The sequence below is a fragment of the Oribacterium sp. WCC10 genome (genome assembly GCF_900113415.1).
In the GTDB taxonomy this organism is placed as follows: Bacteria; Bacillota; Clostridia; order Lachnospirales; family Lachnospiraceae; genus Oribacterium.
Window position 1 is genome coordinate 73,779 of record NZ_FOPH01000009.1, and the last position, 22,481, is coordinate 96,259.

At 41.2% G+C, this 22,481-nt stretch carries 7 protein-coding genes; 1 reads left to right on the forward strand and 6 read right to left on the reverse strand.

What is annotated here, in order from left to right; genetic code table 11:
* Positions 1-13: 13 nt before the first annotated feature.
* The 3 genes from BM294_RS08315 to BM294_RS08325 form a co-directional block, all read right to left on the reverse strand.
* Positions 14-13,639, reverse strand: a complete 13,626-nt coding sequence (locus tag BM294_RS08315; RefSeq protein WP_091206832.1) for a Cna B-type domain-containing protein — start codon at positions 13,637-13,639, stop codon at positions 14-16.
* A gap of 312 nt (positions 13,640-13,951) precedes the next feature.
* Positions 13,952-16,552: a bifunctional diguanylate cyclase/phosphodiesterase gene (locus BM294_RS08320; protein ID WP_091206833.1), complete on the reverse strand. Its 2,601-nt coding sequence runs from the start codon at positions 16,550-16,552 to the stop codon at positions 13,952-13,954.
* Positions 16,553-16,799: 247 nt separating this feature from the next.
* A complete protein-coding gene (locus BM294_RS08325; protein ID WP_091206837.1) occupies positions 16,800-17,921 on the reverse strand; it encodes a glycoside hydrolase family 88/105 protein in 1,122 nt (373 codons plus the stop codon).
* Positions 17,922-18,266: 345 nt separating this feature from the next.
* On the opposite strand from BM294_RS08325, the gene BM294_RS08330 reads away from it, so the two are divergent.
* Entirely contained in the window at positions 18,267-19,184 is a 918-nt protein-coding gene (locus BM294_RS08330) for an AraC family transcriptional regulator (RefSeq protein WP_091206839.1), read from the forward strand.
* 23 nt (positions 19,185-19,207) lie between these two features.
* Here the strand turns inward: BM294_RS08330 and BM294_RS08335 are convergent, their stop codons facing one another.
* The 3 genes from BM294_RS08335 to BM294_RS08345 form a co-directional block, all read right to left on the reverse strand.
* Positions 19,208-20,515, reverse strand: a complete 1,308-nt coding sequence (locus BM294_RS08335; protein ID WP_091206936.1) for a TRAP transporter large permease — start codon at positions 20,513-20,515, stop codon at positions 19,208-19,210.
* A gap of 2 nt (positions 20,516-20,517) precedes the next feature.
* The gene (locus tag BM294_RS08340) at positions 20,518-21,012 is read right to left on the reverse strand and encodes a TRAP transporter small permease (RefSeq protein WP_091206842.1); all 495 of its coding nucleotides are present in this window, start codon (positions 21,010-21,012) and stop codon (positions 20,518-20,520) included.
* 194 nt (positions 21,013-21,206) lie between these two features.
* A complete protein-coding gene (locus tag BM294_RS08345) occupies positions 21,207-22,229 on the reverse strand; it encodes a TRAP transporter substrate-binding protein (RefSeq protein WP_091206845.1) in 1,023 nt (340 codons plus the stop codon).
* Positions 22,230-22,481: the final 252 nt, after the last annotated feature.

The window sequence follows — 22,481 nt, forward strand, 5'->3', positions numbered from 1 at the left end:
TCCTTTTCACGGTTTAAACCGTATTATGCTTTTCCTTTTTCTTGTAGACATGATACCAAACACCAAGTACTGCAAGTGAGAAGATGGAAACAATTCCGTAAATCATCATGTTGGACATGTCTCCGGTCTTCGCAGGTGTTCTGTTGGCTCCGAGAACTCTAGGTTCATCCGGTCCATCAGGAGCATCTCTGTCAACACCGAGAACTCTTCCATCATCAGGTGGTGTAGAGTCGTTTGAAGAATCAGAGCCGCCACTACTGCTGCTTCTGCTGCTTCCTCCACCGCTGTTTCCGCCGCCTGTTCTGTTGTAGTTCGTAAACTCAACCTCTGATGTCTGTCCGCTTTCAAGATATACGCTTGTTGCTTCGATTCCACTTCCGGTGATAGCACTCTGACCATAGGTCTTTGATGAATATGAAGCATTGTAGCCGCTTATATTCTCCTCGGAAAGAACATAGTAAATACGCTTTCCTTCTGCTGTGAATACCGGAACATCAGCCCATGTTGTTGTATCCGTCCAGTTATTGTTTGCTGATAATGTTACATTTGTCACGATTCCATCAATGCTTATCTCCTTTGTATTGCCGTTAACAACAATCAATGTCTTGAGATTTACCTTGATTTCATTCGGACGCTTGCCGCTCTTGTTATTCTCATCATCCCAGATCTTTGAAACCTTGAGTGATGCAGTTTCCATACGGTTTGTGATATCTGTACGGAATCCTGTATTGGTTGCTTCAGTAGTTGATGTATAAACATAACCACCTACGGTTCCCTTAACAAGATTATCATCATTTACATTAACTCTGCTTCCGTCAGCGAGAATGATTCTGCTCTCAACTGCACGATAGCTGTACTTATTGCCGTCACTGTCATACTGAGGAAGATCCGTTACGGTCCAGCTTGAATCTGTCTTGTTGATCACATGGATCATCAGTGAACTCTGTCCATTGACAGTCTCGTAAACATTTGTCCAGTCAGTTGCTCCGGTCTTTCTCTGGAGAACAACTTCGGCTCCTGTTACGCCCTTTCCGATTCCGGCAAACTCGTTCGCCCAGTTCTTACGTACGACGATGTCTACAGGATTAAGCTTGTTTGTGATAACGAACTCGAACTTCGAAGGAGTCTTGCCGTAAACACCATCTGTATGCTTATCTGCGATACTTACTGTGTATCCGTCTACTGCCTTCTCCTTAACAACGTAAGTTATCTTAGCGCCCTTAAGGCCTCTCTTGTACTCCGGAAGTCCTGTCCATGTCACTGTCCAGTTGTTCGAAGCACTGAGAACTACATCGTTATTGAACTTAACGTCATTACCGTCTGCAAGCTCAATGTTCTTAACAGCCTCTTCAACCGCCTTACCGTCTGCGCCGGTATATCTTGCATAAAGAGTAACTGTTACGTTCTTAGGTCTGTCACCATACTTATCATCCGAATCATCCCACTTCTTTGCAGCAGTGATATCCACTGTACGAAGCTTGTGAATGTTGGAGTAAGTGCTGATAACTGTATTCTTCTCTGAAAGATTTGTACCCTTGTCGTTAGCTGCATCCACAACCTTTCCGGTAGCTGCATCATGTACGCCAGGTGTATAGAATGTTACCGCATCCTCAACTGCTCTGTAGCTGTATGCATCGCCCTCTGCATTCTCAACAGGAAGATCTGACCAGGTCGCGATTGACCATGCTCCTGTCTTTACTCCCTTCTGATTTTTGATGGTTCTGTCAAACTTGTTTGTATCCAATGTCTTCCAGTCCGCATCTGAATCAATCTTACGCTGCAGGTGGAATGTAACTGTATCCGGACGATCATTGTCACGGTCATCGTCATCATCCCATACCTTTGTGATGGTGTAATCACCCTTCTTAAGGATATTGCTGAGAGATGCAACAAATGTTCCATTCTCTGCAGTTATCGGTTCGAAGTGGTAGTTATAACCACCGACCACATGTGTCTCTGCATCAAGCTTGTTTACTTTTCTGACTTCCTTTCCGTCTACAATCTTAACTGTCTCGATAGATGTCTCAACTGCTCTGTAAGTAAGTTTCTTGCCATCCTTATCGTATACAGGAAGATCATCCCAAAGGAAGCTGTAGTCATTGTCCTTTGAAAGAACTGCTGTCATATCTGTTCCGGAGCTTACACGCTTACCGTCAACAAGATAGTTCTTAACAGCCTTCCAATTATTTCCATCGCTTGTGTACTGAAGTGCAACATTGACGAAACGCTTAAACTCACTGTTTGCGTCAGTCTTATCTGTTTCATCTGTATCCCAGTACTTTCTGGCAATGACAGAAGTTGTAGATACCTTATTCTCTATCAGAGTATCGAATCTTACTGTCTTACCAGTCTCTGTATTCACATTAACAGGAACTGTCTCAGACTTCTCTTCGGTGTATCCGTTCACCTTCCTTTCCTTAACAACATATGTAATCTCTGTCTGTCTAAATCCGCGCTTATACTTTGGAAGATTGCTCCAGGAAGCCTTCCAGCCGTTTTTCTCATTAAGTGTAACCGGATTATCAAGTTTCACTGTCTTTCCATCGGCAAGTTCAAAGCTCTTAACGATTTCGCTTTCTGTTGCCTTTGTATCAGGATTCAGATACTCGGCATAAAGAGTAACCTCAAGTGTAAGAGGTCTCTCTCCGTACTTATCATTCTGATCCGTCCAAACCTTGGATACTTCCGCATCTACGGTTTCAAGATCATGGATGTTTACGTACTTAACATTAACAGCTTCACCTTCCGTAAGTTCGGTTCCCTTGTCAACATAATCCGCCATATCCTTTCCTGTTATCAGCTTGTAGAAGAATGCTCTTACAGGTTCTGTGAATTCCTTAATCGCATTGATTATCCTCTGAACCACGCTGTACTCTCCATTGTAGAGTCTCAGAACGTATCCATCGGCATTGTCTTCCACCACTCTGTAAACAAAATTCTCGCCATAAGCATTTTGTACAGGAAGGTTTGACCAGGTTGCTGTTGTCCAGTTTCCCTCACCGGCCTGTAACTGATTTTCTATAGTTCTGTCGAATGTCTTCTCAGGTAATGTTACCCAGTACTTTTCCTCATTTGGATCTGACTTAAGCTTACGCTGTAAGTGGAATGTCACCTTATCCGGACGGATGCCGTCACGGTTCTTGTCATCATCCCACATCTTTGTAACGGAGAAGTCTCCCTTCTTGAGAATGTTCTTGAGAACTGACTTATTTTCTGTTTTAAGTTCCTCGGCTTCGTAATTGAATCCTCCTACTACACCGGTTTCCTTAAATTTTATACCATCGATTTCATTGACAGCCCTGTTTGCTACATAACACAGTGTGCTAGATGTTGCTATCAGATCAACTATCTGCTCAACTGCCTTGTATCTGCAGAGAGATCCGTCTTCATTTCTTGCAGGAAGATCAGTCCACTCATACTTGTACTTATTGCTTTCTTCAAGGACAGCAGTTACAGGTGTGCCATTTGTGTCATCGTCTGTATAAGTACATACCTGAACCCAATCCGGATCATCAAGTGTACCTTGTCCCTTCTGATACTTATTAAGTGCTACAGTTACTTTTCTCTTCACTCCATCATCAAATGCTCTGGTCGGATCAGTAACGTCTGTATCCCAGTACTTCTCTACCAGATATGATGTTGTGGCGATTGTATTTGTAAACTTAACCTGCGTTGTACCATCCTCAACAACAGTTACCGGATTTGACTCATTACCTTGCTTCTCTGTTTCGCCTTCAACCTCGATAAGGCTGGTTGCATCATAAGAATTGATAATAACTTCCTGGTTGTTTTTATCAATCACATACTCCTTCAAGGTGTAAGTGATCTTGCCGCCATCTGCATCACAGATTGGAAGCTCACTCCAGGATGCCTTCCAGTTATTTGTCTTGTTAAGAGGCATCGACTCAAGTGTATAACCCTCTGAGTTCTGGTTCAGATTACCACCATCGTCCTTCATAGGAACCGATGCAATAAGCTTAACCCAAATCTCTTTAGGTCTCATCTTGTACTTATTATTTGTATCCTCCCAGTTCTTAGTTACGGAAATATTTCCGAGTCTGTATGTATTGGTAGCCTTTGTTGTAATGACTTCCGAATATACTCCTTCGGCTTTATCCGTACCGTTTACTGCGGTGTACTTGTAAGATACCATTCCACCGGTCTGGTTGATTCCGTCAGCAGTAGTATCCGAGCTAACATCCTTCACTGTTCCGTTCTTCAAAGTAACCTTTGTTTCCACTGCTCTGTAGGTGTATGCATTACCCTTCTTATCCTTAGCAGGTAAGTAGGTAAATGATGCAGTATGTTCAGTAGCGTCATGTTCTATGGTCTGTTCCATAAGACTTGTTCCGCTGTAAACATCTTCCCACTTTGCATTTACTTCATCGGTCTTTCTCTGAAGCTTGAATGTGACAGAATTAACCTTTGTATTAAATCCGCGAACTTCCTTATCCCAAACCTTTGTAACGTCAAGTCTTGCAAGATCAAGTGTGTTGGTTACGGTTGTTTCGAAGTAATAAGGATTCTTTTCAACGATCTTACCATCTTTATCCTTGATATCTCCCTTTACATCATAAACAGATTCAATCTTACTGAATTCGCTAAAGCCTGTTGTCTTGTCAATCTTACCGCTCAACTCATTGGCAATGCTCGGTTCAGTTCTTGTAATCTCTTCACCACCCGGATACTTAACCGAATACTCTACAGCACGATACTTTATCTCACGATAAGTATCGTTTTCACTGTCATAGGCATACGGTAAAAGTCCGGTCTTAGTTGCAAGACTGTATGTTCCATCATCCGGATTAAATAAAGAATCTGAATCCATACTTACCGGTGTTCCACCCTTTGTAAGCAATGTCCAACCGGTTTGTTTACCATCCTGAATCTGATAATAAATTCGGTATGTGATAGATTTCGGAATCGCATTTTTCTTATAAAGATCCTTAAGATTATCCGGAGAAATCTCTTCACCGTTATTACCGTTCTTGAATTTCTTGACCGCATGAAGATCAATGGTCTTGAATACGTTCTTTCGACCGGTAACTGTGATTACATTGTTATTCTCATCAACAAAAACACCACTTTTCGGATTTGTTCCATCAACACCACCATCAGGATATACGACTCCCTTCTTTGAACCATCCTTCGACTTACCACTATTCCAGAAATGATTATCCTCTGTTTCAATAACAAACGGCTCAATTCCATTCCATGAACTTCGTTTTTCTTCCTCAACGTAGTATCTATAGTACAAGCCTCTTGTTGGTTCATACTTTAGCAGCTGGCTCGTAGTAGCAATCCATTCGTCGCCTTTAAGCTTAAATGTATGTATTTTCTCTTTATCTGAAAGACTTCCCTTATCATATAAGCGATAAAGAGTAAACTCGATTTCATTCGGAATGATCTCGATTCCATCATAATCGCTCTTTTCTGGTGACCAAACCTTTAAAATTTTAAGAGGAAAACGATCTTTTCTGTATTTATTAATGATACCTGCATTGCCGTTGCCTTGATGAGTAACTAAATTATAGCTTCCATCTACCTCGACATCATATCCATACCATTTTGAATCATGCCGAACAACCGTTCTCTGATCCATGGTACTCTTACCATCCTTAGTAGTTGTATCATCAAAGGTTACCTTCGGTTTCTCTCCAGTTTTTATAGGTTTAGGTTTGTCGTCCTGACTATTTATCTTAGCCTCTTTAAGGTCTACACTACTACCATTAGTTTCCACTGTTGCTCTATATACATCATAAGGTCTCGTATACGGAAATTCCTTTGGATTACTAATATATTCTTCCTCTGCCTTTTCAGATACCACATACTTATATGGATTAAGGTTTGGTGCGTAGTAAACCAGATTAGACCAATCTTGTTCTGTCAGTTTATTAGAATCATAATATAATGTCTTCTCTGTATAATCTCCTATCTCTTTTCCATTTTCATCCACTCTCTTGAGATTCTTATTAACAAGAACTCCATCTTCATCAATAAGTTCTCCTGTACCATTTATAATATTGCCATCAGAATCCTGAAGGTATCTATAGAGACGGACTATAATTTGAGGCTTCTCATTACCGTGTACAGCATTCAAATACTTCTTGTCATAGTCGTTTTCAGGATCAAATCCATCCCACTTCTTATAGAACTTGACTGAGTAGTTTCTGGTCTCCTTGTACTTATTTACAGCCTTGATACCGTTTGTCAATGTATCATCAGGTACTACTTCAAAGTCGTATGTCGCATGTAATACCTTTATTCTTTCTTCTGTATCTGCATCTCCTTTCGCGCCGAGTATGGAATATGTATCCGCTTCCTTTACAAAATATGTATACGGACGTCCGGTATCATCATACTTCGGTACATAAGCCTGAACCTTATCGGAATCATCTTCCGTTTTGTTTCCTTTATAGAATGTGAAGTTTCTCTTATAAAGTTCGTTAGCACCCTTAAGTACAGCTACAAGGTTTGTGCCTTCCTTCTTTTCAAGATCCTCCTGACCCATAAGATCTGTTGTTATGTCATACTCAGGAACCTTCTCTTCCTTATTGCTTCCTTTAGGTTCTCCATAAGGTCTTCTCCAAAGTTCAAGCTCTATATCAGGAAGATTCTTATTGCTGTATCCCGTAGGAAGAAGCTCATAGATCTTAACGCCCTTGACTGTACGCTTGTTTCTAGGTCTGTTTACAAGTGTTCCCGCATTATCCTCATCAAGAGCAACCCTGGCTGCAACTACAGTCTTGCCATCAATCTCAACAGGCTTAAAACGATGATCCTCATCCTCATATGGGAAAATAGCCACATTGTGTGTATCATCTGTATACTTTGGCGATCCCTGGAATGCACCTATCTCTGCATATTCGTTGGTATTCTCTGAAGCATAGGTCTCACCGATATAGTATTCATACTCATAGAAGTCAGATGTAAATCTTGACTGAGGATTATATCTTACCTGCCACCAGTTATGAGTCTTTATATCAAATATAGTCTCCCAGTCATAGTCGATGTAACTAACCTTATCAAGAGTTTCACAATGCCATATTGGATTACCATTACTATCCTTACTACCATCTGTATATCTACGATAGAGATTTACATAGATATCAGGCCTTTTATTCTGTTTGTAATTATCATTTTCATCGTAATCATAGTCCTCCCAGAACTTGTTAACTATCGGAGTTATAGTTCCTGCGAGAGTATTCTTGATTGCGAATGAATATCTGTCACCCGTATGGTGATCATGTCCAGGTTTAAATTCAGCTGTAGTATCACCGCTCATTACATAAGCGTTTGTGTACTTGTCTCTTTCCTCCTCTCTGCCTGCATTGTAAATGAATTCCTCATACTTACCCGAGTTCGCAACAAGATGAGGATTATAGTTTATTAGTTTTCCCTTCTCATCGTATTTACGTAATGGTCCGAGTTTGGCTGTCCAAATATTGGAACCGGTAGCAGGAGAAGTCAATTCTACTGTCTTTGTTTCTTCGTACTTAGTTTTCTCTCCGATCTTGATCTGAAGCTTTAAGGAATCAGGTCTTGCAGTTCCTGCCATACGACCGTCAACCCATTCCTTCTCGATATCGATGTATATAACACCGACTCTTACATTAGAGATTGCAAAGTCAAAGTTTCTGTTTCCGATGACATTGCCATCTTCAGTGTACTGATAGTTAACATATCTGCCTTTAGCCGACTTACTGTTACAGATCAGTACATCGTAATCAAAGTAGTCACCCTGTACGAAACCGTAGTCATCGTCTTCATACTTATTGCCGTCTTCATCTACAACTTTCTGAAGATCTGAAAATGAAGCTTTAACGCCATTATATTGATTCCAGTCATGCCCTAAGTAGTAGTCTTCGTAATCTAACGAATATTTCTCACGGTCATTATCGCAGTTTTCAATAACGTCATCGACAACAGTATTTTTAACTTTTCCAGTATAATAATGCACCTCATTTTTTCCCACGTGAGTTTCTATAACGCGGAAATCACCTGATCCATTATATGGACTGTATTTTTCTCCTTCCTTTCTGTTATCTCCTCTCCAATCAATGAATTCTTTCTTCACCGACTCAGGTATCTCCATGAACGAATACTTGGAATATTCCTTAGCAGTCGGGTCAATGGTTGATGGTGTACTTACTGTTACCCAAGCATTTTCTCCTTCTTTCTTATGCTGGAGAACAAAACTTACAGATTGTCTCTTCTCAGACTCTTCTCCATCAAGCCATTCCTTATATACCGTGATGTAATTATCTGCTCCGGTACCGTTCTCTATCTTAATTTCGTCTATAAGGTATTTATCTCTTCCTTTTATATGCGGACGAATATCAGTGTCACTTGTCTCAGTTGTATAAACCGCTTCAGTGATCTTATTCTGATATGTCGGATAATATCCATGAGCCTCGGCTTCATCACGATGCTCAAATACAGAGTATGTATATTCTGCTCCATTAGGATCATATCTGGGAAGCAGATCTGTAAATGAACTGAAATCTTGAGTAAGCGTCATGGCATCATTGTCATCATCATACCTGTCAACAATGATTACATCAGTAAAATCTGTTTTTAACTGAGCGAGGTCTGTTATCGGCGTGTAGATCATCTGACCATCATCACCAATTCTGCATATAACACTTCCCTCTTTATATGTTTTACTGATAACACCTATTTTATTGTTATTTTGGAATACATCAAAATTAACCTTAGCTTCACCATTATCAGCATCTATTTGTGAAATACCGCCTTTGAATCTCTTGGTTACCTTAATCTGCGCATTACCAACAAGTCTGTTAGTGATGCTGATATCTACATTGCCATCAGTATTTTGATTTGTTGTAACCTCCTGCACATATCTGTATCCATCATCAGTCAGATAATATGTCGGGCCGTCCACCTTCGGTTTTTCCTCAGTGGCATTCTCGAAATCACTACCAACCTTGGTTCTTACAAAACCCTCTTTTACGAAGTAATAAAGTCTTCTGCCTTCTGCATCATACTTATCCATAGACCAACTATGGCTCCTTGACTTCTGCTCCGATGAGAATCCCTTGAGAACTTCAGTCGCTACCAGATTAACAGACGGATCATCTGCATCACATCTCTGACAAACTTCAGAATTTAATGTGCTGTAAAGTTTAAGTTCAACCTCCGCATCAACATCCTGTCTTGCAGTCGCCTGCCATGTCTTGGTCGCCTTAACAGTAACCTGATCCGTGATGAGGTTTATAAGAGTCTCACCATTAAGTATGAACTGTCCGCCATGGAGCTTAGTATCGTTTGGATTCTCACTATTAGCTCTTCTGATAAGACTTCTTACATATCTGTTAGAACCACCCTCTGTGTGTTCTTTACCTATATAAACAAGCTGAACACCGTCACCGTTATAAGCTGACAGTACTCCGCTCTTTGGTAGAACGAGTTTGTAAACTCTGTTTGTTACATCGTTATCATAAGCAGCAAGTGCTCCGCTTGCGAGAAGAGCTTGCTTATATTCGTCATCACCTTCTCCAATCTGCTCAGAAATCACTTCATAGACCTGATCCTGGATAGGCGCTCTGTAGGTCCATCTGTCTTCATTGGTTCTCGCATATCTGTAGATGAGAACACTAGGTGTAGGTCTGTTATTGATGATTTCATCAGTTGCTTCATCCTTCCACAACTTATACATAACATACTGTGTATCACCGGCAAGAATGTTTACGAGCGTTCCACCATCGTACACACCATTGATCTTGTTGGAAGCATTTCCTACATTATTATATATAGGCTCATAACGACGATTGGTTATTGTATTTCCATCTACACCTACGTCTTCTGCAAGAAGCTCAATATTTTTCTGCTTTAAATAGTAATGAACATTGTAATTGCCATCAGAGTATGCATAACCCTTTACCTTGATGGTCCATGTTCCATTGTGATTATCTACAACTGAAGCCGCTGTTTCCTCAAAGTCTGTAACCACATAATCGGTTTCTTCTTTATCTTTCCAGATAAATGACAAAGTTGCAGGATGTTTGTCGTCTCCCTTTACTACCTTGTAAAGTTCTACGTAATCGTACCACTTATCAATAGATGGTCTGTCGACGTTGTTACCACCTTCATCCTTAAGTGCATCTATATCATTCCACTGTATTGTTGCAGTGAAGGTTTGGATCTTATAGTTACGAAGAATCGTTCCATTTGAATCCTCGTTTCCATTCTCATCCTCATACCTACTGAAGTAATGCTTCTTAAGTTCATCCTCTTCAGCCAGACGATACTTGATAGGCACTGTCTTACCTATCTCACTACCCTTACCGCCGTCTCTTACTTTTACTTCAACATAGTTTGCAAATAAATCGCTTGCAAAGGTGTAAATGTATTCTGTCGGACTTGAAGTGTTAGCATTTGTCGCTGAAGGTGCCGGAACTGTTACAGACTGTGCTGCAGTATATCCAAGTACTGTCTGCATTGCATCAGAATCAAGCTTTTTCCATGTACGTCCACCCGGTATCTCAGCATCATCGAGATAGTACTCAAGATACATAAGGCTATGTACATCTTGCCCGTCTACGACTTTCTTTTTCTCGTCATAAGTCTCTCCGCCGTCTTCCCAAAGCTTTTTAACGGTTTCGTTTGTAGATCTGCCTTCTACATAGTACTGATTTTCTTTCTTATCAGAATTTTCCTGTTTTCTTAAAAGGTTAACAGCATTATCAACACCGATACCTGTTCTGATCTGATACTTTGTCCCATCTGCAACGATGTACATGCTCAGATCTTCATCATCGGACTTGACAACAAGATAGTAATCAGTCTGATCTGCCTTAACCTTTACAGTAAATGTGTTCTTGCTTCCTACATCTCTTTTAGATTCTGTTCCCTTTGAATCAAGAAGATATGCCTCAAGAACCTTATTGGTGTCAAGTCCATCTACCTTGAACTTTATATACTGATTTGCAGCAACATTCTCCACCTTAAGATATATAGGATATGAGATCATCTCTGCATAAACTAGTATAAGCTCAGCATCACCTGTTAGTTCTGCACCTGTACCATCAGTTGTCTTATAATTAAAGTCACTGATTAGACTTACATCCTCAACTGTTTGGTTGCCTATCTTTAAACTTGCTTTTATATATCTGTGTCCGTTTACATTATAAAGTCCGGATACCGAAACAGGATTATCAGGATCATTAAGACTTACGTTATTAGAAGTGTACTCTTCAATATCCTTACCCTTTTCATCAATTATCTTTACAGTTAAAGCCGGAACAATATAGTCAACATTAAGCTTCTGATCAGCTGAAAGATTTTTTTCATCTGTGATGTCTGTTGCAAGGACTATGTTATTAACTTCCTTATCAGCAGCTGCGCTTGCAATCTTAGCCTCCTCACTCTTTGTGATGATACTAAAGCTTGCAATCTTAGCAGGAACTGTGATGTCCACTTCACCTTTATCGTTAGCAGGGTATGGATTATCTCCGTCCTCTGTTCTAACGATAACCTGTTCGTTAGCATTAAGGCCTTCTAATGAATAAACGATATCATCATTGTCAGCAGGTACAAAAGTTTCTCCACCCTTTGTTATGTTCTGACCAACACTGTATGCATATGTCTTTACGTTAGTGATATCAAACTTTGTAGGAGCAGTAGAAATATTGGACATAACCTGTCCTGCTACATCACCTGTATCAGAGACGATTGTATAATCCGGATTTTGGTATTCCTTAGGACTGATGGACAGAATGTCAGTTGATACTACTGTAAATGACTTAGCGCTGGCAGCAACGCTGAATTCCTTCTTTTCATCATTCTCTGAAGTAATGATAAGCGGCTCACTTGCATTGCCATCCTTATCAGTGATGACGATAGTAGCCTTACCACCATTGCTTCCAAATCCTGAAAGCTCATATGTAACATCGCCGGTAAGGTCTGTTGTTGTCTGCTCAACATAGAAAGTATCATTAAGTGACCAATATACGCTCTTATGCGTTGCGTTTTCACTTTTTTCACCATCCTCAATAGTTGATGATACACTGTACTCTTTTCCGTTTCTCTTAAGCTTATTTACTGAAAGAGATATTCCGTCTGAATCCGAAACAAGACCAAGTGCTGTATCAGCCGGAACATCAAAATTTGCAGAATCTTTCTTGTTTGAAGTTAAAAATGCTTCAAGCTCTGCTCTGTTACCCGAAAGAGTATCTACATAACTCTTGAACTGGTCCTCATCAATATCAAGATTCTTTGCAGCGATTCTTACGTCCTCAATTGAACCGTTGGAATCAGAAAGCTCTACTGTAAGTAAATCTCCATCCTGAACGCTAAATGATTCACTTGAGAGATCTACATAGTATCCCTTTACATTAGCTTTATCTGAATAGAAAGCAATCGTATATACAGAGAAGTCCTCTGTGTTTACACTGAGTTCACCGTCAGCTGATACATTGATACTGTCATCTGACTCAGGAGCGTCTTCAGGCTTCTCATCAACGACAGATGCCTCGTCAGGTTCTTCTGCCTTGATAAGCTCAGGAACCTCAAGCTTCTCCTCTGACTCATCCTGTCCGAAGAAAGAAGCCATCGAATCAACTACATTCTCTATCCATGTATCCTTATCGTCATCAGCCTTGGCTGCCTTTTCGACATCTTCCTTATCAATATCCTTGAAGTGATATACAGATACATACTTGTCCTCTGACTCAGCAACATCGAGGATCGCTTTTGACTTAAAAGTGATATTTACTTTTCTGTCGCCTTCGGTAACAGGATCAAGTTCCTCATTATCAGCATTCACAACCTTGATGTCATATGAAAAAGTATTGTCGATGATCTTGTTATCATCGAGAGCCTTTCCAACTGCTTCATCGATCTTTAAGTTGTTACTGTCCTTTGTGATCTTCTCAACCTTGAGACTACTGTCATTAGGAAATACTCCTGCGGGTGCCTTAACGGTGATCTCTACATCATCATCTGACCATGTAGCCGAAAACTCCTGAGCATCCTCGTCCATCACCTCTACGCTTATTGTCGGAAGTTCAGAATCGAACAGAACATACTTTGTTTCATTCTTAACTATAGCCGCAAAGCGATATACACCTGCTTCCTTCGGATTGTACTCTCCACCGAAGCTTTCATCACTCTCCCATGAAAGAGGGAGCTTGATAACAGTGTATCCCGTAAGATCAAGGCCTGTTTCATCTTCTATTTCCCTGATCGATGGTTTTTCTTCACCCGAGAGAAGCTTCTTAACCGCTTCCTTCTGATCATCTGTAATGAAATCAATGCTCTTGCTTATGATTGATCTCGTTGCAGTACTTGCGGTTGAAATCTCTTCATCATCGACCTCACTCGCAGACGCATTCTCTGTATTGACGTCTGCGTCTTCATCGATCTCCGCTTCTGCATCACAGGCCAGGGCATACATGGTCTTTGGCAGTTCAATCTTTGACTTTGGCGTACCAAATTCCACGGCCTGATATGCCACATCCTCCGGCAGATCGGCCAATACCTTTACTGCGTAACTCGATATGGTATGCACTGCCGAGCTTTCCATCGCATAGCCGGAAAGACCGGCATTAAAGCCGGACTCAATAACCATAAGTACGCACAATACCAGTGAAAGTAATTGCTTCGTTAGCTTATTCATTTGCTTTCCCCACTCATAAATAAATTCTATACCCTATAAGATATACTATCTTATACTAGTTAAAATTTTAGCACCAAAATAATCATAGCAGCAATTATTTTTAATGAATTAAATTAGGAAAATTCAAACTTTTGTAAACAAAATTACTAAATTTCGTAGCAAAATGTAATTTTTTAAGCATTTGCGATATTATCACTATCATATAGAGATTTTTATGGCTCTATTTAAAACGCAAAAAAAGAGCGTGGTTTTTAAGCCACACTCTTCCTTATTTAACTTATCATTACTGACTCTTTATCTGAACCGGATTCCTCATGCCTGTCCATTCCTGAATACATAGTCAGGTTCAAGACAGTCATCATATATAGTGTATCCGTCTCTTGTCGTATTCTTTGTATGATAAAGCGCTATATCAGCTTTCTCATACAAATCATTGGTGAATCCCTGTGGTGAAAATGCTATACCGGCGCTTATGGAAACCTTTGGAATATCCGAATCCGGATTCTTCAATGCCTGATTGATAGCACATATCTTGTCCACCAGCATCTGAGTATCCTTATCTTCTATACCTGTCATGATGATACAGAATTCATCGCCTCCCATACGGATGATATGATCGGACAAACGGAATTCCTTTCTGAGATACGATGCAAGCCACTTCAGCACCAGATCTCCCATGCCATGACCGTAAGTATCGTTAATCTGTTTGAACCTGTCCACATCAAGAAGAATATATGCTATGGCCATGTCTGTGTTCTTCAGAATCTCAGTGTACTTATCATAAGCAGTACGATTAAGTACGCCTGTAAGCGCATCATGTTCAATCTTAAACTGCAGTATCGCCTGTTCATTCTTCTCTCTGTTGATATCTTCAATCGCAAGAGAAGCTCTGAGAGCATTTCCGTTCTCATCTGTCTTTGATGCTGCAATAAGAATACGGAACCACTTTTTGTCACTTCCCAGATACTCCATGGAAATGAAGGTATTGCCCTTCATTCTGTCCGGCATAGTAGCTACGTCCATGAAATGATTGACCTTTTCCTGATATTCTTCGGAAACGTAGGTCTTGATAAACATCTCTTTGGCAAGTTCATAGGGCTGTTGATTCATCCCCAACATATCCTTCATGTAATCTGTCATGATAAGCGGAATGAATTCATGATTCTTAAATATGATATGTATAAGGCCGAAATATATCTTTGACATATCAAAAAGTACGTCCTTATACTCCATCTCAGTCTTTTTACTCTTATCGATGATTCGTGTAGTATAAAGAACTTTATCCGCATGACCATCATGATCACGGCTCAGCGTAAAGAAAGCCGCAGTGGTCCATCCGTTCATGGCTCCCACAAAATCCATCTCAATATAGTCTTTATCCGCCAGGCGTTCTATCAATGTCGCCGGATTGGTGAAATTCATGATGGCAGACATATATTCTGAAGTTGTGAATGTACGCATAATAGCGGGCATCACATCGCTTATGCGCCCTGACTCTCCCAAAAATCTGTGAAGCGCATAAGTTGTCTTAAGTTCTTTATAACTATCTGTCGAAAGATCAAGCAGATAGATACTATTATATATAGAAGAAATTGCATAAAATGTTTTCTGTTCTTCTGTCAGGTCCTCATCATCGGTGAAGGTTTCGTACTTATCAAATTTTCTAACGTCTGCCTCCAATGTACTCTTATCTGCGTATGTATCATCAAGATCGTGAGATACTTCCACAGGCGTATGATCCGACGGCTTTCCATAATCATAGTAGTATCCCTGAATAATCTCGCAACCTACAGACTTTAAAAATTCCAACTGTTCTTCGGTCTCAATTCCCTTGGCAAGAGTATGAATACCAAGGCTTTTACTCATATTGATAATAGGCTTCAACATGCTTCGAGACTTGATATCGAAGTTCTCCATATATCCTATATCTATAAGCAAGCCATCGAATTCATATTCACGCATAGTATTGAGTGAAGAATGCTCATTACCGAAATCATCTATCAGAATATGGAAGCCATTGTCTCTAAGACGTCTTATCTCACGTTTAAACAGCTCAGGATCCGAGTTCAATGTTGTCTCACTTATCTCTATAAAGAAATAGTCTCTTGGAAGACTGTACTCCTCTGTAATCCTGATAAGCTCCTCGCAAGGGTCAAAGGTCAGGAAATCATTGTGAGAAAGATTGAACGATATCGGTGCCTTATTGCTACAGTCTATCTTGCCTGATACGATGTCTCTGGCAATCTGTCTCATCACGAATCTATCCAGAATGTATGTAAGCTTATATTCCTCAAGAATAGGTACAAACTGTCCCGGCAGAAGCATGCCGTACTTTGGATCCACCCATCTGGACAAAGCTTCATATCCGCAAAGTTTCCCTGAAGTTGTGATGAACTTAGGCTGATAGTAGATCTTGATATAGTTATCTCTCACTGCCTGATCAATGGTATTGAGCACATACTCTCTTCCGGACAGTTCAAGATTCATTCCTGCCACGCCCAGATCAACAGCCTTCAGATCTGTCCTGTTGACGTTCATAGTTACTACTACCAACTGTCCCTCTTTTTTTGAGTTATAAAACCTGCCCTGAATATCAACGTACTTTATGATTCCGGAATGGCTTCTGATTCTGAAACTGACTTTGCTGAAGCCCTGTTTTTCCGCCATCTGAGACGAAATGTTGGCCTCTGTGATTCTCAGATCCGCAGGGAATATCATCCCCTTGAAAGTACCGTCAGTCAGCTCACGAAAGTCCTCTTCACTCTCACAGTCATATATATTCAGAACCGAAGCATTGGCAAATACCAATTCCCCGGTATTGTCCGCTCTATATATAAAAAAGCCGCTATCAATAGCAGAAAGCCCTTCTAAAAGATAGCTTTTTGATAAATCGGCTTCAAATATTTGTCCCATCCCAATAATCTCCCCTAAAGCAGCGTTTCACCCGATATATGTCAATCGATTGACTCAAGTGACGTAACTTAAATGCGCCCTCATCCACACCGTCAGAGCGCATAACGTTATTATACATATTTAAGGGAAAATATACAAAGACAAATGTAGTGTATACATTCTGACATGAGTTGCGAAGAAACCGGTATGATAAGGTTCATGATTGCTTATCATACCGGCTGAATTGTCCATTCTTTCTAATTATTTACTATTTAAAACATCTCAGTGCTTCAACCAGTGCCAGTATGGTAAGCGACTGGCCATAGGCCATGGGGGCAATGAGTATATTCTTGTAATGATCTTTGTTCATGCCCATACCTGTTCCGCCTGAGACATTAAGCACAGTGCCATCTTCTGCGATATTGTCGAGTATTCCCCTGATTGCTTGTTTTACACATGCTTTATAGGAGTCATCCAGAATACCCAGTCTAAGCCCCTTGAGTATACCCGCTGTAATGGCTGCAGATCCGGAAACCTCTTCGTAGCTGTCTGCATCATCAAGGACTGTGTGCCAAAGTCCGCTTTTGGCCTGAAGATTCTTAAGTGCTGAGACCTGCGCCTTGTAGCAATCAAGTATGAAGCTCTTCACACCGGAATTGAGGGGGTTCCTGAATTCCTCCAGATAGTCGAGGATTCCCAATGTGAACCAGCTGTTGCCACGGCACCAGAACACTTCACCGAAATTGTTGTTTTCATTGAATGTCCAGCCATGATAGAATAGTCCTGTTTTCTTATCATAGAGATACTTTATATGCATAAGTACCTGATGTATCCCCTCATTTATCCAGGTTTCATTCTGATACTTCTGTCCCATCCTGTTAAGGAAGAGCACTGTCATAAAGATGGTGTCGATCCACATCTCATTTTCATTGAGACGAACTCCCTGACGATCACCATTTGCGCTAGTGACATGCTGGAATCCTCCCTCCTTTGTCCTTGGCAGACAGTTCATGAGCCAGTCTGCCCAACTCAGGCAGAGCTTTTCGTAATTCTTGTCATTGAGATTCCGGTTAAGTTCTGAAAGAGTCAGAAGCGGCGTTGTAGTATTAATGTTTCTTGACGGAAGTCCTGATTCTATATTCCTGTCGAACCAGGCCTTAAGAAATGCTGTATACTCGTCGCTTCCGTCTATTTCCATCTTATTGATAAGTCCATAAAGACCGACCCCCTGCGGCCAATCCCACTCGCTTATTCCGAAATCTCTTTTGAAGTATCCGATGGACTCTCCTTTATCCTTAAGTTCGGACTCATTATCCGGTCCGTCAAGATTCATTAGTTTCTGAATCACTAGTTCCAGTTTATTCTTTATTTCAGTTTTGTTGATTTCCATCTGAAAATTATTCTCCTGCTATTTTAGTTTTACTGTATAAGTTCTGTATCAGTATATCGTCATTTTTAAATTCCTTTAGATAAAGGTGAGATACCGGTTGTACAGTGTGGTTTTATGGCAAACTTAAGACAAACACATGTCATGACGTGAGTGTCAAAAGTATTTGATACTCAGAACTTATATTTGGTGTAATACATATGATTGTTCATCATTAAACCGGTTTACAGTTTTCCCGGTGGATTTTATAATAATGATGGAGTTCGAACTTCTGAAACAAATGAACATTAATTTCAATCAGTTCTACCGGTTCTGACTCTCTATCACTATTCAAGGAACTAAATCATCATGCTTGAACCCATCATCGAAGCCAACGAAAAACTCACTCTCTTCTGCTCCATTGACGGTCTCGCCGTTGAACACAAAGTACGCTACGGTCAGTACGATATGAGAGTTAAGCATTTCCACCCGGAATATGAAATCTTCTACATCCTTGACGGGCAGCGTGATTTCTTTTTCGACAACCGTGTACATCATGCATCAAAGGGAGATCTGATTCTTATCGATTCAAACCTCATTCATATGACCACATCCACCGGCGAAGATGATTTCGGACATAACAGAATCATTCTCTATATCACGCCGGATCGCATGAAGTCTATTGAATCGGCATTTCCGTCCCTTAACCTGACACGGTTTTTCAGAGCCAACTACGGTGTATATCATCTCAATGAAGAACAGCAAAACAACTTCATGGATTTCTACTACAGATTCAAAAGGGAATATCAGGAGAAAATGCCGAACTATCAGCTTTCCATGGAATTTGCAGTTATGGAACTGCTGCTTCATATGACTAGAGATCTGAAACGCACCGACACTTTTGACGAGCACTGTCATGACAGTAAAAACTATCAGCATGCCTACGAAATCGCAGATTATCTCTCAGAACATTTCCGGGATGACATCGATCTTGATTTTCTTGCAAAGAACTTCTATCTCAGTAAGTACTACCTGTGCCGCACCTTCCGTGAAGTCACGGGCTATAACATTCGCGAATACATAAATATTTACCGCATCCGCGCGGCCAAGCAGCTTCTGGAAGAAACTGATGAAAGCATTGATTCAGTGGCTTCGAAGGTGGGCTACCATTCGGCAACCCACTTCGAGAAGATATTCAAGTCCTATATGAATGTCTCACCTTTGAAGTATCGTAAGCAACGTAATGTCTACGTCAGCATGATACCTGTGATGAATCATCTGACATGATGATTCCGACAACTGTATGTACTTTAGATAAGTCCGAGTGTCTTCGGCAGCCACTCAGAGATTGCAGGAACAAATGTCACGAACAAAAGCGCTGTTACGATAACCGCAAAGTACGGTACAAGTCTCTTTATGACATTTTCCACCTTCAGTTTTGCCACTGAGCAGCCAACGAAAAGTACGCTTCCAACAGGCGGAGTGACTGTGCCGATGGCCAGATTCATTACCATCATAACGCCGAACTGGATCTCATCCATGCCCACACTCTTCGCCACCGGGAGGAATATCGGTGTGAAGATCATGAGGGCCGGAGCCATATCCATGAAGGTTCCAACGATGAGCAGGATAATGTTTATGATGAGGAGAATCACTATCCTGTTGTCTGACACCGAGAGAAGCAGTGCACTGATGGCCTGCGGAAGTCCTGTGAAAGAAAGTACGAAGCTGAGAACCTGAGATGCTCCGATGATGAGCATAACGATGGTAGTCATGGTTCCGGCATCAACGAGAACCTTGTAGATGTCATTAAGTCCGATGCTTCTGTAAATGAAGAATGCCAGTATAAATGCATAAATAACCGCAACACCTGCTGCCTCAGTCGGCGAGAAAAGTCCGGAGAGAATACCGCCGATGATGATAACTATCATGAGAAGTGAAGGAACCGCGCGCCAGAATGTGCTCCATGCTTCCTTAAGTGTGATCTTTTCTGTTCTCTTGACTACATATCCGTTCTTTGCCGCATAGGCAAATGCTACCACTCCGCAAAGTACTGCCCAGAGAAGTCCGGGTATCCAGCCTGCCATGAGAAGCGCTGCCACAGAAGTTCCGCCGGCTGCCGCCGAGTACACGATGAAAGCATTGGTCGGAGGTATCAGCTGACCGACAGGCGCCGTTGCGATATTGGTTGCTGCCGCAAATGCCTCGTCATAGCCCTGCTCCTTCTCAAGAGGATTCATCACTCCTCCTATGGCAGTGGCTGCCGCGATTCCTGAACCTGAAAGTGATCCGAAAACCGTGTTTCCCGCGATGTTTGTAAGAGCCAGTGAGCCCGGAACTCTTCCAAGCACCAGCATGGCGAGATCGATGATTCTCTGTGCGATTCCGCCGTTACTCATGAGAGTTCCCGCAAGGATAAAGAAAGGAACCGCCAGAAGTGAGAAGGAATCTATTCCGCTTGCCATTTTCTGAGCTGAAATAAACATTCCAAAGCGTGGGTCCATAAACATTATTATGGTCACCAGTGCGGAAGAAATGATACTGAAGGAGATCGGAACCTTCATAAATAGAAGGAAGAAAAACACTACCAATAGAACTATCGCTGCCTGTGCCTGCATCATCACGCTGCCTTCCTTTCTGTCTCATTGGACTCATCTTTTATGTGCCTGACCAGTTCGAGAATCCTCGGCACCGTATAGAACACCATAAGGAAGCCCGCCACTGGAACACCCATATAATAGAACTCCATAGGCATCTGAAGTGCTGCTGATAACTGTCCTCTTGCATTAAGTGTTACCATGATGCCACCAACGATAAACACTGACACGCTCAGTATCAGAATCAGAGTCTCCACGAAGATAGCATTGAGTTTCTTTCCTTTTTTCGAGAATGTATCAACGATGAACTCAATTGCGATGTGCTGATTCTTTCCGTATGCGTAAGGCACACCAAGCATCGTGAGCCAGATAAGTGCGTATCTCATAAATTCCTCTGTCCAGTCAGCTGCGTGGTTAAGAACAAATCTGGTGAATATCTGCCAGAAATTGGCTCCGACCATGCATACTATAAGGACAGCCATGATTGTTTCGATAATCCGATTTACTGTCTTAGTCATTTTTTCTCCATTCCGCCGTGATATCACGACCTGTTTTACATCGATATCTAAAGCCCGTTTTCAATATTCCGCCTAATTGTTTCCGGAATTCTGTTTACTCTGTAAAAGCTGTTTTTTCTGTTCTTCGGGTTTCAGCCTCCATAGAACATAGAGACCAATCAGAACCTATACAGACTTAGGATGCACAAGAAATATCAGCTTCTGTAAAGCTCGATATCATCGTAGAGCTCTTTATATTCGCTGCCCTGTGACTTGTACTCTTCATGTATAGGCTGAACAGCTTCGATGAATGCAGTCTTATCGATATCCTTGTAGATATTGACTCCATGTTCCTTTGCTTCTTCAATGGCGGAATCCATCATGTCATTGTAAACTGCCTTGAAGTTGTCATTGGTCTCGGAAAGTGCCTTTTGAAGAGCTTTCTGTTCATCTTCTGAAAGAGAATTCCAGGTCTTTGTGCTGATAATGTATATGTCCGGAGAATACTGGTGCTCAGTGTAGGTGTATGAACTCACGAGATCTTCATGTCCGTTTACTGTGAGCGCAAGCTCTGTGTTTTCAGCTCCGTCAACGATTCCCTGCTGAAGAGCCGAATAGGTTTCGCTGGAAGACATGGGCACCGGAGTTGCGCCCATGGCCTCTATCATGCCCATGGAGGTTGTGCTGACCATGGAACGGATCTTCATGCCCTGAAGATCTGAAGGGTCATCTACACAGACATCCTTCTTGAGATAGTAGTTTCTTGAACCGTTTGCGTAATAACCTATAGCGATAAATCCCTGATCTGCAGTGGATTCAAAAAGCTTTTTTACAGCCTCGCTTTTTTCCATGGCCTCATAGTAATGTTCCTGACTTGTAAATAGATAAGGTAATGCAAATATCGCATATCTGTTATCGAACTGACCGAGAGTGTTGGAGCTGACTTTCGCCATATCAAGAATTCCTGCCTGAACCATCTCAACCTCTTCCGTCTCGGATCCCAGCTGTCCGCTTGGATATATCTTGATGCTGAGGTCTCCGCCTGAATCTTTTTCTGTAAAATCACTGAATTTTGCAATGGTATCCGCAATCTCGGAACCGTCCTGCTGATTATGAGCAAGTTTAAGCTGAGTATTTCCGCTAAAGTCCGAAGCCTTCACACTTATGAAGGTTCCGCCTGCCACCACAAGCGCACAGGCTGTAAATGCAGCTCCTATGCGACCGACAATCTTTTTCATAAACTACCTCCTGGCAGAAAACAATTGATACGAAATATTACAGATTTTGATTGGCCAATTCTATGATGTAAGGAGCACATGTATTTGCCGCTTACTAATGATGCGCCGTATGCACTTATATGTTCAATGCAGCACATCCTCATATTAAATTCTGTTGTTTCGTTGCTTCTTTTAACTGTAGATATAGTAGCATTTTTGCATTTTGATTAATCTTTTTTAATTGCAAATTTTGATGATTTTTCAAACAAAATT

Coding starts and splice junctions, on each gene's coding strand:
- BM294_RS08315 (WP_091206832.1), bottom strand. CDS start 13,639: ATGAATAAGCTAACGAAGCAATTACTTTCACTGGTATTGTGCGTACTT.
- BM294_RS08320 (WP_091206833.1), bottom strand. CDS start 16,552: ATGGGACAAATATTTGAAGCCGATTTATCAAAAAGCTATCTTTTAGAA.
- BM294_RS08325 (WP_091206837.1), bottom strand. CDS start 17,921: ATGGAAATCAACAAAACTGAAATAAAGAATAAACTGGAACTAGTGATT.
- BM294_RS08330 (WP_091206839.1), top strand. CDS start 18,267: ATGCTTGAACCCATCATCGAAGCCAACGAAAAACTCACTCTCTTCTGC.
- BM294_RS08335 (WP_091206936.1), bottom strand. CDS start 20,515: ATGCAGGCACAGGCAGCGATAGTTCTATTGGTAGTGTTTTTCTTCCTT.
- BM294_RS08340 (WP_091206842.1), bottom strand. CDS start 21,012: ATGACTAAGACAGTAAATCGGATTATCGAAACAATCATGGCTGTCCTT.
- BM294_RS08345 (WP_091206845.1), bottom strand. CDS start 22,229: ATGAAAAAGATTGTCGGTCGCATAGGAGCTGCATTTACAGCCTGTGCG.